16 protein-coding genes are annotated in these 16888 nt (G+C 69.9%); 10 read left to right on the top strand and 6 right to left on the bottom strand.

Annotation, left to right across the window (positions count from 1 at the left end):
• Positions 1 to 93: 93 nt before the first annotated feature.
• Positions 94 to 636 (bottom strand): DUF998 domain-containing protein, encoded by a 543-nt coding sequence (locus tag DLJ59_RS29480; protein ID WP_244236296.1) that lies wholly within the window; start codon positions 634 to 636, stop codon positions 94 to 96.
• Positions 637 to 967: 331 nt separating this feature from the next.
• On the opposite strand from DLJ59_RS29480, the gene DLJ59_RS29475 reads away from it, so the two are divergent.
• From DLJ59_RS29475 to DLJ59_RS29445, 7 genes are all read left to right on the top strand, one after another.
• On the top strand, positions 968 to 1276 hold the full coding sequence (locus DLJ59_RS29475; protein WP_244236295.1) for a YbaB/EbfC family nucleoid-associated protein: 309 nt from the start codon (positions 968 to 970) through the stop codon (positions 1274 to 1276).
• Positions 1277 to 1284: 8 nt separating this feature from the next.
• Complete coding sequence (recR, locus tag DLJ59_RS29470) at positions 1285 to 1878, top strand: recombination mediator RecR (RefSeq protein ID WP_030328135.1); 594 nt, start codon at positions 1285 to 1287, stop codon at positions 1876 to 1878.
• Between the two features lie 312 nt (positions 1879 to 2190).
• Positions 2191 to 3852, top strand: coding sequence for an ABC transporter substrate-binding protein (locus DLJ59_RS29465; protein ID WP_124776657.1), 1662 nt, complete (start codon positions 2191 to 2193; stop codon positions 3850 to 3852).
• 85 nt (positions 3853 to 3937) lie between these two features.
• Entirely contained in the window at positions 3938 to 4942 is a 1005-nt protein-coding gene (locus DLJ59_RS29460) for an ABC transporter permease (RefSeq protein ID WP_124776655.1), read from the top strand.
• On the top strand, positions 4939 to 5901 hold the full coding sequence (locus DLJ59_RS29455; protein ID WP_124776653.1) for an ABC transporter permease: 963 nt from the start codon (positions 4939 to 4941) through the stop codon (positions 5899 to 5901). The genes DLJ59_RS29460 and DLJ59_RS29455 overlap by 4 nt, the downstream gene beginning before the upstream one ends.
• 62 nt (positions 5902 to 5963) lie before the next feature.
• Positions 5964 to 6977: an ABC transporter ATP-binding protein gene (locus DLJ59_RS29450; protein WP_124776651.1), complete on the top strand. Its 1014-nt coding sequence runs from the start codon at positions 5964 to 5966 to the stop codon at positions 6975 to 6977.
• A 76-nt stretch (positions 6978 to 7053) separates the two neighbouring features.
• Positions 7054 to 8157 (top strand): ABC transporter ATP-binding protein, encoded by a 1104-nt coding sequence (locus DLJ59_RS29445; RefSeq protein WP_124776649.1) that lies wholly within the window; start codon positions 7054 to 7056, stop codon positions 8155 to 8157.
• A 30-nt stretch (positions 8158 to 8187) separates the two neighbouring features.
• Here DLJ59_RS29445 and DLJ59_RS29440 read toward each other — a convergent pair whose 3' ends face one another.
• The gene (locus DLJ59_RS29440) at positions 8188 to 8577 is read right to left on the bottom strand and encodes a hypothetical protein (protein ID WP_124776663.1); all 390 of its coding nucleotides are present in this window, start codon (positions 8575 to 8577) and stop codon (positions 8188 to 8190) included.
• Positions 8571 to 9209: an HNH endonuclease family protein gene (locus DLJ59_RS29435; protein WP_124776647.1), complete on the bottom strand. Its 639-nt coding sequence runs from the start codon at positions 9207 to 9209 to the stop codon at positions 8571 to 8573. The genes DLJ59_RS29440 and DLJ59_RS29435 overlap by 7 nt, the downstream gene beginning before the upstream one ends.
• A 107-nt stretch (positions 9210 to 9316) precedes the next feature.
• Here DLJ59_RS29435 and DLJ59_RS29430 point away from each other — a divergent pair, with 107 nt between their 5' ends.
• Positions 9317 to 10810: an MFS transporter gene (locus tag DLJ59_RS29430; protein WP_124776645.1), complete on the top strand. Its 1494-nt coding sequence runs from the start codon at positions 9317 to 9319 to the stop codon at positions 10808 to 10810.
• Positions 10811 to 10840: 30 nt separating this feature from the next.
• Here DLJ59_RS29430 and leuA read toward each other — a convergent pair whose 3' ends face one another.
• The 3 genes from leuA to DLJ59_RS29415 all read right to left on the bottom strand — a co-directional run bounded on the left by leuA (position 10841) and on the right by DLJ59_RS29415 (position 14294).
• Complete coding sequence (leuA, locus tag DLJ59_RS29425; RefSeq protein WP_124776643.1) at positions 10841 to 12592, bottom strand: 2-isopropylmalate synthase; 1752 nt, start codon at positions 12590 to 12592, stop codon at positions 10841 to 10843.
• A gap of 289 nt (positions 12593 to 12881) precedes the next feature.
• Positions 12882 to 13421: a nitroreductase family protein gene (locus DLJ59_RS29420; protein ID WP_124776641.1), complete on the bottom strand. Its 540-nt coding sequence runs from the start codon at positions 13419 to 13421 to the stop codon at positions 12882 to 12884.
• Positions 13422 to 13505: 84 nt separating this feature from the next.
• A complete protein-coding gene (locus tag DLJ59_RS29415) occupies positions 13506 to 14294 on the bottom strand; it encodes a hypothetical protein (RefSeq protein ID WP_244236294.1) in 789 nt (262 codons plus the stop codon).
• A gap of 258 nt (positions 14295 to 14552) precedes the next feature.
• Here DLJ59_RS29415 and DLJ59_RS29410 point away from each other — a divergent pair, with 258 nt between their 5' ends.
• Together DLJ59_RS29410 and DLJ59_RS29405 are read left to right on the top strand one after the other, a co-directional pair.
• On the top strand, positions 14553 to 15818 hold the full coding sequence (locus DLJ59_RS29410; RefSeq protein WP_124776639.1) for an aspartate kinase: 1266 nt from the start codon (positions 14553 to 14555) through the stop codon (positions 15816 to 15818).
• 5 nt (positions 15819 to 15823) lie between these two features.
• Positions 15824 to 16885, top strand: a complete 1062-nt coding sequence (locus tag DLJ59_RS29405) for an aspartate-semialdehyde dehydrogenase (RefSeq protein WP_124776637.1) — start codon at positions 15824 to 15826, stop codon at positions 16883 to 16885.
• Positions 16886 to 16888: the final 3 nt, after the last annotated feature.

The following is a 16888-nucleotide window of genomic DNA, read 5'->3' as shown; positions in this document are numbered from 1 at the left end:
AGATGTGTATAAGGGACAGGCCCTGCCCTGCCCTGGCCCGGCTCGGCTCGGCGATCTTGCAGTTTCGGTTGGCGTTTTGCGCGGAATGTTGACTTATGTCGACGCAGAAAGTGCAAGATCGCGCAGGGTGGGGGGTTCGGCCAGCAGGACGCCGAGGCAGCAGGCCCAGAGTGGGAAGGGTGGGACTGCTATCCGTTCCATGCCGCCTACTCCGAGCCCTAGACCCTGCTGGGCGACGAACAGCGTCGTCCCGGCCAGCGCGACTAGGCCGGCGGTGAGGGTGAGCCGTCGGCACCGGCCTAGCGTCGTGCCGCTCGGGGCGAAGCCGGCGAGGAGCAGGCCGACGTTGCCCAAACCCATGATCAGGAATGCGCCGAGGACGTGCAGGTTCTCGTCGACGTCGGCCGGGTAGACGGCCGCGAGGGCGTATCCGCCGGTGGCCAGCAGCAGGAGGGTCTGGGCCGAGCGCACCACTGGGCCGTGGCCGAGGATTCGCCAGGTCAGCAGGAGCCCGACGGTGAGCAGTGCGGCGGTGGTCAGTGTCGCGGTGTTCATCAGTGGGTGCCAGGGCGAGCAGACGTAGCGGGGGCGGGTGGTGTCCCAGACGCCGCAGTGGGTGTTGCCGAGGTCGCTGATGTTGTGGGTGGCCCAGTTGTAGGTCGGCTCGCGCCCACGGCAGCCCGGTGATCAGGCTCGCGGCGAGAAAGATGGGTGCGGCCGCGAGCCAGCACAGCGCGCCGAGCCGGCCGGTGCGGGTGAGGTTCATACCCTGAGCAGACCAGTGCGACGGCTGTGGGCGCACTACCACCAGATGGCCGGTTCGGGGTAGGGGTGGCCGTACCCGGACGGCTCGGCGTGGGCGACGCACCGGGCGGGGCGAGGTCGGTCCCAGCGGATAGGCTGAGCGGCGGTCGAGCAGACGAGTGCGAGAAGGAGCCATCCCGTGCGCCCAGGTGGACAGCCGAACATGCAGCAGATGCTGAAGCAGGCGCAGAAGATGCAACAGCAGATCGCCGCCGCGCAGGCCGAGCTGGCCGAGGCCGAGCTGAGTGGCACCGCCGGTGGCGGGCTGGTCACCGCGACCGTCTCCGGCTCCGGTGAGCTCAAGGCCATCAAGATCGACCCGAAGGCCGTCGACCCGGACGACGTGGAGACGCTGGAGGATCTGGTCGTCGCGGCCGTGCACAACGCCGCCGAGGCGGCCCGGGAGTTGACCGAGCGCAAGATGGGCCCGGTCGCCGGCGGCATGGGCGGCCTCGGCCTGCCCGGTTTCTGAGCCGGCAGATGTACGAAGGTGCCATCCAGGATCTGATCGACGAGCTGGGCCGGTTGCCGGGCGTGGGTCCGAAGAGCGCTCAGCGGATCGCGTTCCACGTCCTCTCGGCGGATCCGGCCGACGTCAACCGGCTGGCCGGCGCGCTGCGCAAGGTCAAGGAGCTGGTCCGGTTCTGCACGACCTGCTACAACGTGGCCGAGTCCGAGCAGTGCCGGATCTGCCGCGATCCGCGCCGCACGGACGAGGTGCTGTGCGTGGTGGAGGAGCCCAAGGACGTGGTGGCCATCGAGCGGACGGGTGAGTTCCGCGGTCGCTACCACGTGTTGGGTGGGGCGATCAATCCGCTGGAGGGGATCGGCCCGGACAATCTGCGCATCCGGGAGCTGATGATCCGGCTCGGTGGCGGCGGGGTGCGGGAGTTGATCCTGGCCACGGATCCGAACACCGAGGGCGAGGCGACCGCCACCTACCTGGCGTTGATGGTGAAGCCGATGGGCATCTCGGTGACCCGGCTGGCCAGCGGGCTGCCGGTCGGTGGCGATCTGGAGTACGCCGACGAGATCACCCTCGGTCGGGCCTTCGAGGGGCGCCGCGCGGTCTGACCCCTGACGTACGACCGGTGGCCGGCACCCGTGTGGGTGCCGGCCACCGTTGCGTCTCTGCCCGGAAGTGATCTGACACCTGTGCCCTCATCGGGGCTGTTCGACGTAACAGTTTGGCATCGCGGTTGCTGATTGATCGGTTTTTGCCGCTGTTTACCTACGAATCGAATGTCAAGCGGCGATTGAGGCACGATCCGATACCAACCATCCACCCGGCGGTTTCCGGCTGGTCGCCTCGGGAGCTATGGTCACCGCCATCGGTGACCCCTGTCACCACGTTGTCCGTACCCCCAAGGACGAGGTGAAGCACACATGCGTGCACCCAGGCCGAAGGTCGCGATCGCGGCCGTCGCGGTCGCGGCCCTCGCGGTAGCAGGCTGCGCCGAGAGCAACCGCGACGACAAATCCGGTGGTAGCAAGAAGGACACCCTCGTCTTCGGCGTCGCCGGAGACCCGAAGGTGCTCGACCCCAGCTTCGCCAGCGACGGTGAGTCGCTGCGTGTGGCGCGTCAGGTCTTCGAGACCCTGGTCCGACCGGAGGAGGGTGGCACGAAGGTCACCCCCGGCCTGGCCGAGTCCTGGACCCCGGACGCCGCCGGCACCACCTGGACCTTCAAGCTCCGCTCGGGCGTGAAGTTCCACGACGGCACCGACTTCAACGCCGAGGCTGTCTGCGTCAACTTCAACCGCTGGTACAACGCCAAGGGCCTCATGCAGAGCCCGGACGTGACCGCGTACTGGCAGGACGTCATGGGCGGCTTCGCCAACAACGAGAACGCGGACCTGCCGCCGAGCCTCTTCAAGTCGTGCTCCGCCAAGGACGCGACCACTGTGGACCTCGCGTTCACCCGGGTCTCCAGCAAGATCCCGGCCGCGCTGATGCTGCCCTCGTTCTCCATCCACAGCCCGAAGGCGCTGCAGGAGTTCGACGCCAGCAACGTCGCGGGCACCGCCGAGGACATCAAGTACCCGGCGTACGCGACGGAGCACCCGACCGGCACCGGCCCGTTCAAGTTCAAGGCCTGGGACGTCGCCAACAAGACGCTGACCCTGGAGCGCAACGAGGACTACTCGGGCCCCAAGGCCAAGCTGAAGACCCTCATCTTCAAGACGATCTCGGACGAGAACGCCCGTAAGCAGGCGCTGCGCTCCGGCGACATCCAGGGCTACGACCTGGTTGGCCCGGCAGACGTCGAGCCGCTGAAGGGTGAGGGCTTCAACATGCTCACCCGCCCGGCGTTCAACGTGCTCTACCTGGCGATCAACCAGAAGGGCAACCCGAAGCTCGCCGACCTCCGGGTCCGGCAGGCCATCGCGTACGCCCTCAACCGTCAGCAGCTGGTCACCTCCAAGCTGCCGCCGGGCGCCAAGGTCGCCGACAACTTCATGCCGGACACCGTCGAGGGCTGGAACGGTGACGTTCCGAAGTACACCTACGACCCGGCCAAGGCGAAGGCGCTGCTGGCCGAGGCCGGCGCGTCGAACCTGACGCTGAAGTTCCACTACCCGACCGAGGTCACCCGGCCGTACATGCCGAACCCGAAGGACATCTTCGAGTTGCTCTCGGCGGACCTGAAGGCCGTTGGCATCACCGTCGAGGCGATCCCGCTGAAGTGGAGCCCGGACTACCTGAACGCCACCACCTCGGGTAGCAAGCACGACATCCACTTCCTGGGCTGGACCGGTGACTACGGCGACGCCTACAACTTCATCGGCACCTTCTTCGACCGGCCGAAGGACGAGTGGGGCTTCAACAACCAGGCCCTGTTCGACCAGTTCAAGGACGCGGACACCACCGCCGACATCGCGGCCCGTACCGAGAAGTACAAGGCCCTGAACAAGTCCGTGATGGAGTTCCTGCCCGGTGTGCCGATCTCGCACTCGCCGCCGGCGATCGTGTTCGGCAAGGACGTGACCGGCGTCAAGGCGAGCCCGCTCACCGACGAGCGGTTCTCCACCGCCGAGTTCAAGTAAGTCCTGATCTGACGCAGCAAGGAACGCGGGCGGGCGCTGTCGCACAGCGCCCGCCCGCAACCCTCCGCACCCCTTCGAGGCCGCCGTGTTCCGGTTCATCGTCAGGCGCCTGCTTCAGCTGATACCCACGCTGTTCGGGCTCTCCCTCCTGCTCTTCATCTGGCTCCGCCGACTCCCCGGCGGCCCCGAGACCGCCATCCTCGGCGAGCGCGGCACACCCGAGATGCGGGCCGCGATCCGCCGCAACATGGGGCTCGACGAGCCCATCCTGGTGCAGTACGGCCGTTTCGTACGGCGGATGATCAAGCTCGACCTGGGCACCTCGACCTCCACCAAGCGGGCGGTCACCACGGAGTTCATCGAGCGCTTCCCCGGCACCGTCGAGCTGACCATCACCGCGATGATCATCGCGATCGGTGTCGGCATTCCGCTGGGCTACCTGGCCGCCCGCCGTCGCGGCCGTTTCCTGGACCACGCGTCCGTGGGCGGTTCGCTGATCGGCATCTGCATCCCGGTCTTCTTCCTGGGCTACGTGCTCAAAGCGATCTTCTCGGAGAACCTGCACTGGTTCCCGTCCAGCGGCCGGCAGGATCCGACGCTCGGGGCGACCCGGGTCACCAACTTCTTCGTCCTGGACGGGCTGATGACCCGTGAGTGGGACGCCGCCGCCGACGCCCTCTGGCATCTGGTGTTGCCCAGCATCGCGCTGGCCAGCATCCCGCTGGCGATCATCGTCCGGATCACCCGGGCGAGCGTGCTGGAGGTGCTGAACGAGGACTTCGTGCGGACCGCCGAGGCGAAGGGCCTGACCGAGCAGACGGTTCGTCGCCGGCACGTCCTGCGCAACGCCATGCTGCCGGTGGCCACCTCGATCGGTCTGCTCGCGGGCGGCCTGCTCTCCGGCGCGGTGCTGACCGAGACCGTCTTCGCCTTCAGCGGCATCGGAGCGTTCGTCGCCGAGGCCATCGGCCAACGCGACTATCCGGTGCTGATGGGCTTCATCCTGATCATCGCGGTGGTGTACGTGCTGGTGAACCTCCTGGTCGATCTCTCCTACAGCTTCATTGACCCGAGGGTGAGGGTGCGATGACACTCAGCCCAGGCAAGAAGCGCGAAAAGATCGACCGGCTCTCCGAGTTGGCCGCCCGTGACGACGAGCGGGGTGTCAGCCTCTGGCAGGAGGCGTTCCGCCGGTTGCGCGGCAACCCGGCTGCGATCGTCGGCGCGGTCATCCTGGCGATCTTCGTGTTGGTCGCGGTGGTCGGTCCGTTCCTGGTGCCGTACGCGGCGACGGACACGATCGGCATCCGGGAAGGGCTGATCAAGCCCGGTGTCATCCCCGGCCCGACCGGCGAGCACTGGTTCGGTTACGACCACCAGGGCCGTGACGAGTTCAGCCGGATGATCGTGGGTGCCCGTCAGACCCTGCTGGTCGGCGTGGTCTCCACCCTGATCGGTCTGGCGATCGGCGCGCTGATCGGTGGCGTCTCCGGTGCCGCGGCCGGTCTCGGTGGCCGGTGGGGGCGGTGGGTCGACACCACCCTGATGCGCTTCATCGACATGCTGCTGGCGATGCCGAGCCTGCTGCTGGCGGTGAGTATCGCCGCCCTGCTCGGGGCCAGCCTGACCACGGTGATGATCGCGGTCGGTGTGGTCTCGGTGCCGGTGTTCGCCCGGTTGCTGCGCGGCTCGATGATCTCCCAGGCCAACAGCGACTACGTGCTGGCGGCGACCTCGCTCGGCGTCAAGAAGTCGAAGATCGCGCTCACCCACGTGGTGCCCAACTCGCTCGCCCCGGTGATCGTGCAGGCCACGCTGACCCTGGCCACCGCGATCATCGAGGCTGCGGCGCTCTCCTTCCTCGGCCTCGGAAACCCGGACACGGCAGTACCGGAGTGGGGGGTCATGCTCGCCGACGCGCAGCAGTACCTCGGCATCCGGCCGTCACTGGCGATCTACCCGGCGGTCGCGATCATCATCACCGCGCTCGGCTTCACCCTGTTGGGTGAGGCGATGCGCGAGGCCCTCGACCCGAAGCTGCGGAAGTAGTGCCGTGAGCGCGAGGAGTGAGCTTGCGAGCCCCGCAGTCGCGAACGAAAGGCCGGTACGGCATGGCACTGCTCGAAGTTGAAGATCTCTCCGTCACGTTCGCCCGCCGCGGTCAGCGGGCCGTGCACGCGGTCGACGGGGTGTCGTTCGCGGTCGACGCCGGTGAGGTGGTCGGCCTGGTCGGCGAGTCCGGCTGCGGCAAGAGCGTCACCTCGCTCGCGATCATGGGCCTGTTGCCCAAGCAGCCGGGCCTGCGGGTCGGTGGCAAGGCCGTCTTCGACGGCACCGACCTGCTCCAACTCGACGACCGGTCGCGGCGGGACATCCGGGGTCGGGACATCGCGATGATCTTCCAGGACCCGCTCTCCTCGCTGAACCCGGTGATCCCGATCGGGTTGCAGGTGACCGAGGTGCTCACCCGGCACCGGGGGATGAAGGGTGAGACCGCGGCGAAGGAGGCGGCGGCGCTGCTGGACCGGGTCGGCATCCCCGACCCGAAGCGGCGGCTGAAGGAGTACCCGCACCAGCTCTCCGGTGGGATGCGCCAGCGTGCGCTCATCGCGATGGCGGTGGCCTGCCAGCCGCGGCTGCTGATCGCCGACGAGCCGACCACCGCGCTGGACGTCACCATTCAGGCCCAGATCCTGGAACTGCTCAAGGAGCTGGTCCGGGACTCCGGCACCGCGCTGTTGATGATCACGCACGATCTGGGCGTGGTGGCCGGCATGTGCGACACCGTCAACGTGCTCTACGGCGGTCGGGTGGTGGAGACGGCCCGCCGTCGTCCGCTGTTCCGCCAGCCGCGTCATCCGTACACAGTGGGTCTGCTCGGCTCGGTGCCGCGCCTGGACGCCGGGCGGGGCGAGAAGCTCAACCCGATTCCCGGTTCGGTCCGCGACCTGCTGCCCTGGCCGGACGGTTGCGCCTTCGCCCCGCGCTGCGCGCGACGGACCGACGAGTGTGTGGGTGAGCCGCCGGAGCTGGTGCACGCGCACGACGGACGCAGCTACCGGTGCGTCAACCCGGAGCCGCTGCCCGGCATGGTGCCCGCCCCGCGCGAGGAGGAATCAGCGTGAGTGAGCGTAGCGAGCGAACCATCAGGCACAGCAGCGTGGCGTCTCGCGCCGGCGCGGAGCGAAGCGGAGTGCTGGCGTGAGTGAGAACGACATCCTCGTTGAGGTGCGCGATCTGAAGGTGCACTTCCCGATCAAGCGGGGGGTGCTCTTCGACCGGGTGGTCGGCCAGGTGAAGGCCGTCGACGGGGTTGACCTGAGCATCGCCCGGGGCAAGACGTACGGCCTGGTGGGTGAGTCCGGCTGTGGCAAGTCCACGTTGGGCAGGGCGCTGCTCCAGCTCACCCCGCCGACCGCCGGTGAGGTCAGTTTCGATGGCGTCGAGCTGACGACTCTGCCGGCCGGCAAGCTGCGCAACATGCGTCGCCGGATGCAGATGATCTTCCAGGATCCGATGTCCAGTCTCGACCCCCGGCAGAACGTCGAGTCGATCCTGACCGAGGGCCTGCAGACCCACGGGATCGGCACCGACCGCACCGACCGTCGACGGATCATCGGCGAGACCCTGGACGCGGTCGGGCTGCCGCGCTGGGCGCTGTCCCGCTACCCGCACGAGTTCTCCGGCGGGCAGCGGCAGCGCATCGGCATCGCCCGCGCGCTGGTTCTCGGGCCGGAGCTGATCGTTGCCGACGAGCCGGTCTCGGCGCTCGACGTGTCGATCCAGGCCCAGGTGGTCAACCTCCTGGACGAACTCCAGGACAGCCTGGGCCTGACCTACCTGGTGATCGCGCACGACCTGGCGGTGGTCCGGCACATCTCCGACACGGTCGGCGTCATGTACCTGGGGGCGTTGGTCGAGGAGGCGCCGAGCGACCGGCTCTACACCGAGCCGCTGCACCCGTACACGCGGGCGCTGATGTCCGCGGTGCCGGTGCCGGACCCGGACGTGGAGGACCGCCGGGAGCGCATCCTGCTCGCCGGTGACCTGCCGTCGCCGGCCAACCCGCCGTCCGGTTGCCGGTTCCACACGCGCTGCCCGTGGGCGCAGCCCACCCGCTGCGCGGACGAGCGACCGGTGCTGCGGGAGATCGGTGCCAGCCGGGTGGCCTGCCACTTCGCCGAGCGGATCGCCAGCGGCGAACTACGCCCGCACGGGGTCGCCGCGCAGATCGTCCGCCCGGAGGGCGAGGGGGACGCGCCGGGCGTGGTCTCCGCGCCGACCGAGCCCGGTTCATACGTCTGAGACTGGACGCGGTGCCGGCGGCGGAGGCCGTCAGCCCTCGGGGCGGTTCAGCAGCCCCACCGCGACGCCGTGCACCGCGTCCAGCCCGGCCGCGTCGGCCAGCGTGACCGACGTGCCGGTCACCACGTACCACTCGTCGGCGTCCTTGTACTGCACCCGCAGTGTGACCTTGCCGTCCGCGTACTCGGTGCGCAGCGTCAGGTCGCCGGTGACGACGCCGACCTCGTCGGTCATCACGCCGCCGGGGCCGGGCACGATGTCGGTGGTGCGGCTCTGCGGGCCGGCCGCGCCGCCGGAATCCGCGACCATGCCGGCGCCGGGCACGGCGGCGGGAGTTTCAGCGGTGCCGTCAGCGGTCATCCCGGCGGCGGCCGGGCCGTTCTCTCCGGCGGCGGTCACGAGTGGCTCCTCACTCAACAGCCCTCCAACATGTCGGTCAGTGCGGTCTTCTCGGCGCTGGTCACCGTCAGCCGCCAATAGTGCTTGACCGTCACCCAGTCCTGAGCATATTTGCACCAGTACGATCGGTTTGCCGGCTTCCACTGGGACGGGTCCTGGTCACCCTTTGACCGGTTCGACGAGGCGGAAACCGCGAAAAGCTGCGGACGGGTGGTGTCGTTGGCGAAATCCCCCCGCTTCGCGTTGTCCCACTCGTCGGCACCCGAGCGCCACGCGTTGGCCAACGGCACCATGTGGTCGATGTCCACGTCGGAGGGATCCGAGAAGCTGCGCCCGTCGTACACGCTCTCCCAGCGCCCACCGACCACGTTGCAGCCGGAGAGCTTCACGTCCTTGCCGTCGCGCTGGAGGATGCTGTCCCGGACATCGCAGTTCTTGCCGGTGTCCCGCCAGTGCGGGAAGCGCTCCCGGCTGTAGCCCTTCATCGAGCCGGCGGTAGCGACGGTAAGCTGGCTCAGCTGATCCACGGCGTTGCCGCCGTTGCTCGGCGGCGGTGTGGTCGGCTCATCCTGCGGGACGCAACCGGCCACGCCGAGCGTCAGCGCCGCGGCAAGCGCGGCCACCGCCGCTCGCGGTCCTGATCTGGTACGCACAGACGACACCTCTCCAGCTTGGGGGCTCCCGGCGATTGCGCACAGTACCCGGGCACGGTTTCGGCGTTTCGTGGCGTCTCCCACATGATGCAAGGCAGATTGGTGGGATGACCGCACCCGTACCGGCGTCCGCCCTCCGGATGGGCACCACCGCCGGTCGGGGCACGCTGCTCGCCGCCGTACTCGCCTCTGGCATGGTCTTCCTCGACGGCACCGTCGTCAACGTGGCGCTGCCGAAGCTCGGTCAGGATCTCGGCGCGAACGTGGCCGATCTCCAGTGGACCATCAACGGCTATCTGCTGATGCTGGCGGCGTTCGTGCTGCTCGGTGGTGCGCTCGGGGACCGCTTCGGTCGACGGCGAATCTTCCTCATCGGCGTCGTCTGGTTCACCGCCGCCTCCGTGCTGTGCGGGCTGGCCCAGGGCACCGGCTGGCTGATCGGAGCCCGGTTCCTCCAGGGCGCCGGTGGCGCGTTGCTCACGCCCGGGTCGCTGTCGGTGCTCCAGGCGAGCTTCCATCCGGACGACCGGGGCCGCGCGATCGGTGCCTGGGCCGGGCTGTCCGGGGTGTCCACCGCGCTGGGCCCGTTCATCGGAGGCTGGCTGATCGACGCGCTCTCCTGGCGCTGGATCTTCTTCCTCAACCTGCCGATCGCCGTGCTGGTGGTGTTGGCCGCCCTGCGCTGGGTGCCGGAGAGCCGGGACGAGAGCGCCTCCCGGACCGAGGGACCGGGTCGCACCCGACGCCGGTTCGACGTCGCCGGAGCCCTGCTCGGAGCGCTCGCGCTCGCCGGCGTCACCTACGCCCTGATCGACGCGCCGGCCCGCGGGTTCGACTCCGCCGAGGTGCTGATCGCGGCAGTGGTCGGGGTGCTCTCCGCGGTGGCCTTCGTGCTGCTGGAGCGGCGGCGTGGCGACGGCGCGATGCTGCCCACCGGGCTGTTCAGCAGTCGCCTCTTCTCGGTGCTGAACCTCTTCACAGTGGTCGTCTACGCGGCGCTCAGCGGCTTCACCTTCTTCTTCGCCGTCTACCTGCAGAACGTGGTCGAGTGGTCGGCCCTCCGCACCGGCATCGCGTTGCTGCCGATGACGCTGCTGCTGCTGGTCGGGTCCGCGCGGGCCGGCGCGCTGTCGGCACGGATCGGCCCGCGGCTACCGCTGGCCATCGGGCCGGTCGTCGCCGCGGTCGGTCTGCTGCTGCTGCGCGGCGTCGGACCGGGCGCGTCGTACTGGCGCGACGTGCTGCCCGGGGTGCTGCTCTTCGGCATCGGGCTGACCCTGGTGGTGGCGCCGCTGACCGCGTCGGTGCTGGCCGCCGTGCAGGACCGGTTCTCCGGGGTGGCCAGCGGCTTCAACAACGCCGCGTCCCGGGCCGGCGGCCTGCTCGCGGTGGCGGCGCTGCCGCTGCTGGTCGGTCTCTCCGGTGGCGGCTACGAGCAGAAGGCCGAGCTGACCGACGCGTTCCGGGGCGCGATGGAGTGGTGCGCCGGGCTGCTCGTGGTCGGCGCGGTGCTGGCCTTCGTGCTGGTCCACCGACCGCCCCGGGAAGCCCCGCCGTCGCAGCCCTGCCCTGCGCTGCCCGTCGCCACGCCCCCGAAGTAGCGAACCACCTCGGGGGCGTGGCGCCGGAGATCAGCGCCGGGCGCGGTTGACGGCGCTGGTGACCGCCTTGATCGACGCGGTGACGATGTTGGCGTCGGTGCCGACACCCCAGACCGTCTTCCCGTCCACCTCACACTCCACGTACGCGGCGGCCTGCGCGTCACCGCCGGAGGAGAGCGCGTGCTCGTGATAGTCGAGCACCCGTACGCCCACCTCGACCGACTGGAGCGCGTTGACGTACGCGTCGATCGGGCCGTTGCCGACCGCGGCGAGGGACCGCTGCTCGCCGCCCACCCCGACCTGGGCCTCGATCTCGACCTTGCCGTCGGCCGTGCCGATCGTGTAGCCGGCCAGCCGGACCGCCGGGTCGGGCTGGTGGTCGAGCAGGTAGTGCGTCGCGAAGATCTCCCACATGGCGGCCGGGTCGACCTCGCCGCCGTCGTGATCGGTGACCTGCTGCACCACCCCGGAGAACTCGATCTGGAGCCGGCGCGGCAGGTCCAGTTGGTGCTCGCTCTTCATGATGTACGCGACGCCGCCCTTGCCGGACTGCGAGTTGACCCGGATGACCGCCTCGTAGGTGCGGCCCAGGTCCTTCGGGTCGATCGGCAGGTACGGCACCGCCCAGGTGTGCTCGTCCACCGGCACGCCGGCCGCCTTCGCGTCGGCGGCGAGGGCGTCGAAGCCCTTCTTGATGGCGTCCTGGTGGGAGCCGGAGAAGGCGGTGTAGACCAGGTCACCCGCGTAGGGGTGGCGCTCGTGCACCGGCAGCTGGTTGCAGTATTCGACGGCTCGCCGGATCTCGTCGATGTTCGAGAAGTCGATCATCGGGTCGATGCCCTGGGAGAAGATGTTGAGCCCCAGGGTCACCAGGTCGACGTTGCCGGTGCGCTCACCGTTGCCGAACAGGCAGCCCTCGATGCGGTCCGCACCGGCCAGCAGGCCCAGCTCGGCGGCGGCCACGCCGGTGCCGCGGTCGTTGTGCGGGTGCAGGCTCAGCACCACGCTGTCCCGGCGCGGCAGGTGCCGGTGCATCCACTCGATCGAGTCGGCGTACACGTTGGGGGTGGCCATCTCGACGGTGGCCGGCAGGTTGATGATCAGCGGCCGGTCGGGGGTGGGGTCGATCACGTCGATCACCCGGGAGCAGACCTCCAGCGCGTACTCCAGCTCGGTGCCCGTGTACGACTCCGGCGAGTACTCGTAGAAGATCTCGGTGTCCGGGGTGTGGATCTCCGCGTACTTCTGGCAGAGCCGCGCCCCGGTGGTGGCGATGTCGGCGATGCCGTCCTTGTCCAGCCCGAAGACCACCCGACGCTGGAGGGTGGAGGTCGAGTTGTAGAAGTGCACGATGGCCCGCTTCGCGCCGCGCAGCGACTCGAACGTCCGGTCGATCAGGTGCTCCCGGCACTGGGTGAGCACCTGGATGGTGACGTCGTCCGGGATCATGTCGTCGTCGATGAGCTGCCGGACGAAGTCGAAGTCGGTCTGGCTGGCCGACGGGAAGCCGACCTCGATCTCCTTGTAACCCATCTGGACCAACAGCTGGAACATCCGGCGCTTGCGCTCCGGCGACATCGGGTCGATCAGCGCCTGGTTGCCGTCGCGGAGATCGACCGCGCACCAGCGGGGGGCGGCGTCGACGGTGCGGGTGGGCCAGGTGCGGTCCGGCAGCTCGACCCGGAACTGCTCCCGGTACGGCTGGTAGCGGTGGTACGGCATCCGGCTGGGGCGCTGCCGGGCGATCGGATCGGTCTCAGCGTCGGTGACAGGTTGAGCCATGACGGAGTGCTCCCGTGGGTCATGTAGCGGTTCAGCAATTGGACGGAGTCGGCGTCACTGCCGGTGCGTCGCTGCCCGGCGGGCCGAGGTGTGTGCTGCGTGCTGATGGGCGGCGCGGTCCGACTCCGCGACGAGGTGCCGGCCGTCAGGCCTCGTCGCGGCGACCAAGGAGAAGCTGCGCCTGCCACATGACAGGGTGACCCTACGTGATGGGGTGGGGTCTGGGAAGGTTGGTCCGGACTCTGGGACAGAGTTCACGCGGAAGCGACCGGGTCGGCCGCGCCGAAGGTCAGCCGAGCAGGAGGTCGGCCAACGGCCGGCGGCGGCGCAGGCCGGTCTCCTCGGCGACGAGATCCGCCGGCAGGCTGAGTGGGTCGCCGAGTTGCCCGACGACGAGCACCGCGTACGGCCGCACGTCGGCGGGAAGGTGCAGGTCACAGGCGAGTCCGGCGCGGTCCACGGTCAGCACCTGCCGTACGTGCAGCCCCAGCGCGGTGGCCTGCACGGTGAGGTGGGCGACGGCCTGGCCGAGGTCGTACGCCATCCCGTCGGCCGGCGCGGCGTCCGGGTCGACGTGCGCGGCGAGCAGCAGCGCGGCGGCCCGGTGCGCCCAGCGTTGGTCGGGTTCGGGCAGGTTGACCAGGATTCGCTTCCACGTCTCGTCGTTGCGGTAGCCGAGGGTGAACCGCCAGGGCTGGCGGTTACCCAGCGAGGGTGCCCAGCGGGCCGCCTCCAACAGGGAGGACGCGTCGGCCGCGCTCAGCTCCTCGGTGGGGTGGAACGCCAGCGGACTCCAGCGGTAGGCGAGCAGTGGGGTGAGGTCGGCCATAAGACGGATCGTCCCGTATGGGTGATTCGCCGCTCAGGACGGGGTGGCTAAATGTGGGCAAGAGCACCCGTAACGGGACGAAGATCAGGGCGTTCCCGCGCTCGGGCTGTCCGTCGGATCAGGAGTCGGCGGCGCTGCGGTTTCGAGCGGCTCCCGGTCGACCACCACCGGACCGGCGAGCTGCACGGTGGCCGGCGCCGGGCCAGGCGGGGCGGCCAGCCTCAACGTCCCCGAACCGGTCCGGACGCCGGTCGGCGTGCCATCCCGGTCGTAGCAGTAGATGCCCACGTCCACCGGGGCGTTGAGCGACGCCGAGGTGGAGTCCACCGAGTAGCAGGTGCCGGTGACGCCCTCGGGCGCGGCAGCCGGTGCGACCGCCAGGGGAGCGCGGCGGTCGGTGAGCACGTTCAGCCAGTCGGTGAGCGGGTGCTGGACCCGCGGGTCCAACCGGCGCGGGATCGCGTCGTCGCGCTCACCCAGGCGTACGCAACTCGCCGACCCGGTATGACCCGCCGACGGCAGGGCGCACTGGAAAAGCCCGTCGGCCGTGGCAGCCATCGAGACGTCTGCGGTGCCACCCAACGCGCCACCCGGCACGTCGACCCGCCAGCTGCCGTCGTTCGCGCTGGTGAAGACGATGGTGCGGTCCGGTTGACCCGCCTGGCCGTACACGTACTGGGCCACCAGGTGGCGGTCCTGAGCCGCTGCGGTCAGCGCGGCCAGCTCGTCCCGCACGGCGTCGACAGTGACGGGCCCCGGATCGGCGGGCGGTGGAGCCGGAGGCTGCTCACTGGTGCAGGCGGCCAGGAGCGCCGGGAGGGCGAGGGCGAGCGGCCCGAGCACGCGGCCGGCCGAGCGGATGAGGACGGGCACCGGCCCATTCTGGTGGGTGCCGGCGGTTGATGGGTGCCGACGCGTACCGCGCTCGTCCCGGCGTGTCGGGCGGGGATGTTTCCGCGTGCCGCCCGACCTGGTGGGACCGGCCCGGCCGGCGCCGGGCGGGCCGGATGGTGGGATCACCTGACCCGGCGTCGTTACCCGCCGGATACCCTCAATGGGTCTGACACGCGCCGCCGGCCCCGGTTCCGGCGGCGTCGGCACGCTCAGGGTCACTGGGAGGGAGTGCACGTCGTGGCACTCGTGGTGCAGAAGTACGGCGGGTCCTCCGTCGCCAACGCCGAGCGGATCAAGCGGGTGGCCGAGCGCATCGTCGCCGCCCGCAAGGCCGGCGACGACGTCGTGGTGGTGGTCTCCGCGATGGGGGACAGCACCGACGAGCTGCTCGACCTGGCCAACCAGGTCAGCCCGCTGCCGCCGGGCCGCGAACTGGACATGCTGCTCACCGCCGGGGAGCGGATCTCCATGGCCCTGCTGGCCATGGCCATCCACAACCTGGGGTACGAAGCCCGCTCGTTCACCGGTTCGCAGGCCGGCGTGATCACCACCTCGGTGCACGGCCGCGCCCGGATCATCGACGTCACCCCCGGGCGGCTCAAGGGCGCGCTCGACGAGGGTTCGGTGGTCATCGTGGCCGGCTTCCAGGGCGTCTCGCAGGACACCAAGGACGTCACCACGCTGGGCCGTGGCGGTTCGGACACCACGGCCGTGGCGCTCGCCGCAGCCCTGCACGCCGACGTCTGCGAGATCTACACCGACGTGGACGGCATCTTCACCGCCGACCCGCGGATCGTGCCCAACGCCCGGCACATCCAGCAGATCACCTACGAGGAGATGCTGGAGCTGGCGGCGTGCGGCGCGAAGGTGCTGCACCTGCGTAGCGTGGAGTACGCCCGCCGGGCGGGGTTGCCGATCCACGTCCGTTCGTCATACTCGACCAACACCGGCACGATGGTCACCGGATCGATGGAGGACCTTTCCGTGGAGCAGGCACTGATCACCGGGGTCGCGCACGACCGCAGCGAGGCCAAGATCACGATCGTCGGCGTGCCCGACGAGCCGGGAGCCGCCGCGCGGATCTTCGACACCGTCGCCGGCGCCGAGATCAACCTCGACATGATCGTGCAGAACGTCTCCACCGAGGGCACCGGCCGGACGGACATCTCGTTCACCCTGCCCAAGGCCGACGGGCCCACCGCGATGGCGGCGCTCAGCAAGATCCAGGAGCCGGTCAAGTTCAAGGGCCTGCTGTACGACGACCACGTCGGCAAGGTCTCGCTGATCGGCGCGGGCATGCGCTCGCACCCCGGTGTGGCGGCCGGCTTCTTCGCCGCGCTCGGCGCGGCCGGGGTCAACATCGAGATGATCTCCACCTCCGAGATCCGGGTCTCCGTGGTCTGCCGGGACACCGACCTCGACGCCGCAGTCCGCGCCATCCACGACGCGTTCGAGCTGGGCGGCGACACCGAAGCCGTGGTCTACGCGGGGACGGGTAGGTAGCGCCGATGACGGCGCTGCCCACCCTCGCCGTGGTCGGAGCGACCGGTGCCGTCGGCACCGTGATGTGCGAGCTGCTCACCGGGCGGCGCAACGTCTGGGGTGAGATCCGGCTGATCGCCTCCGAGCGCTCCGTCGGGCGTCGGGTGCGCTGCCGGGGCGAGGAACTCGTCGTCCAGGCGCTGACCCCCGAAGCGTTCGACGGGGTCGACGTGGCCATGTTCGACGTGCCCGACGAGGTCTCCGCCGAGTGGGCACCGATCGCCGTCACCCGGGGCGCGATCGCGGTCGACAACTCCGGCGCGTTCCGGATGGACCGCGACGTCCCGCTGGTCGTTCCCGAGATCAACCCCGAGCAGGTCCGCAACCGACCCCGGGGCATCATCGCCAACGCCAACTGCACCACCCTCGCGATGATCGTCGCGGTCGCGCCGCTGCACCGCGAGTACGGCCTACGAGAGCTGGTGCTCGCCTCCTACCAGGCGGTCTCCGGAGCTGGCCAGTCCGGCGTCGACATCCTGCACGACCAGCTCACCAAGGTCGCCGGCGATCGGACGCTCGGCTCACGCACCGGCGACGTACGCCAGGCGGTCGGCGACGACCTGGGCCCGTTCCCGGCACCCCTGGCGCTCAACGTGGTCCCGTGGGCCGGCTCCCCGGCGGACAGCGGCTGGTCATCGGAAGAGATGAAGATCCGCAACGAGTCGCGGAAGATCCTCGGCCTCCCCGACCTCAAGGTCTCCGCCACCTGCGTCCGGGTGCCGGTGGTCACCGCGCATTCGGTGGCCGTGCACGCGGTCTTCGCCACCGAGGTCGACGCCGAAGGCGCCCGCGAGGCGCTCCGCAACGCCCCCGGGGTGATCCTGGTCGACGACCCGGCGGCCGGGGAGTTCCCGATGCCGATCGACGCCGTCGGCACCGACCCGTCCTGGGTCGGGCGGATCCGCCGCGCCCTGGACGACCCCCGCGCCCTCGACTTCTTCGTCACCGGCGACAACCTCCGCAAGGGCGCGGCCCTCAACACCGCCCAGATCGCCGAACTCCTCGCCAAAGAACTCCGCACCCCCTAACCC

Source organism: Micromonospora inaquosa (assembly GCF_003857055.1).
In the GTDB taxonomy this organism is placed as follows: Bacteria; Actinomycetota; Actinomycetes; order Mycobacteriales; family Micromonosporaceae; genus Micromonospora; species Micromonospora inaquosa.
The sequence above is the reverse complement of the archived record's forward strand: the minus strand, read 5'-3'. Positions and strand labels throughout refer to the sequence as shown.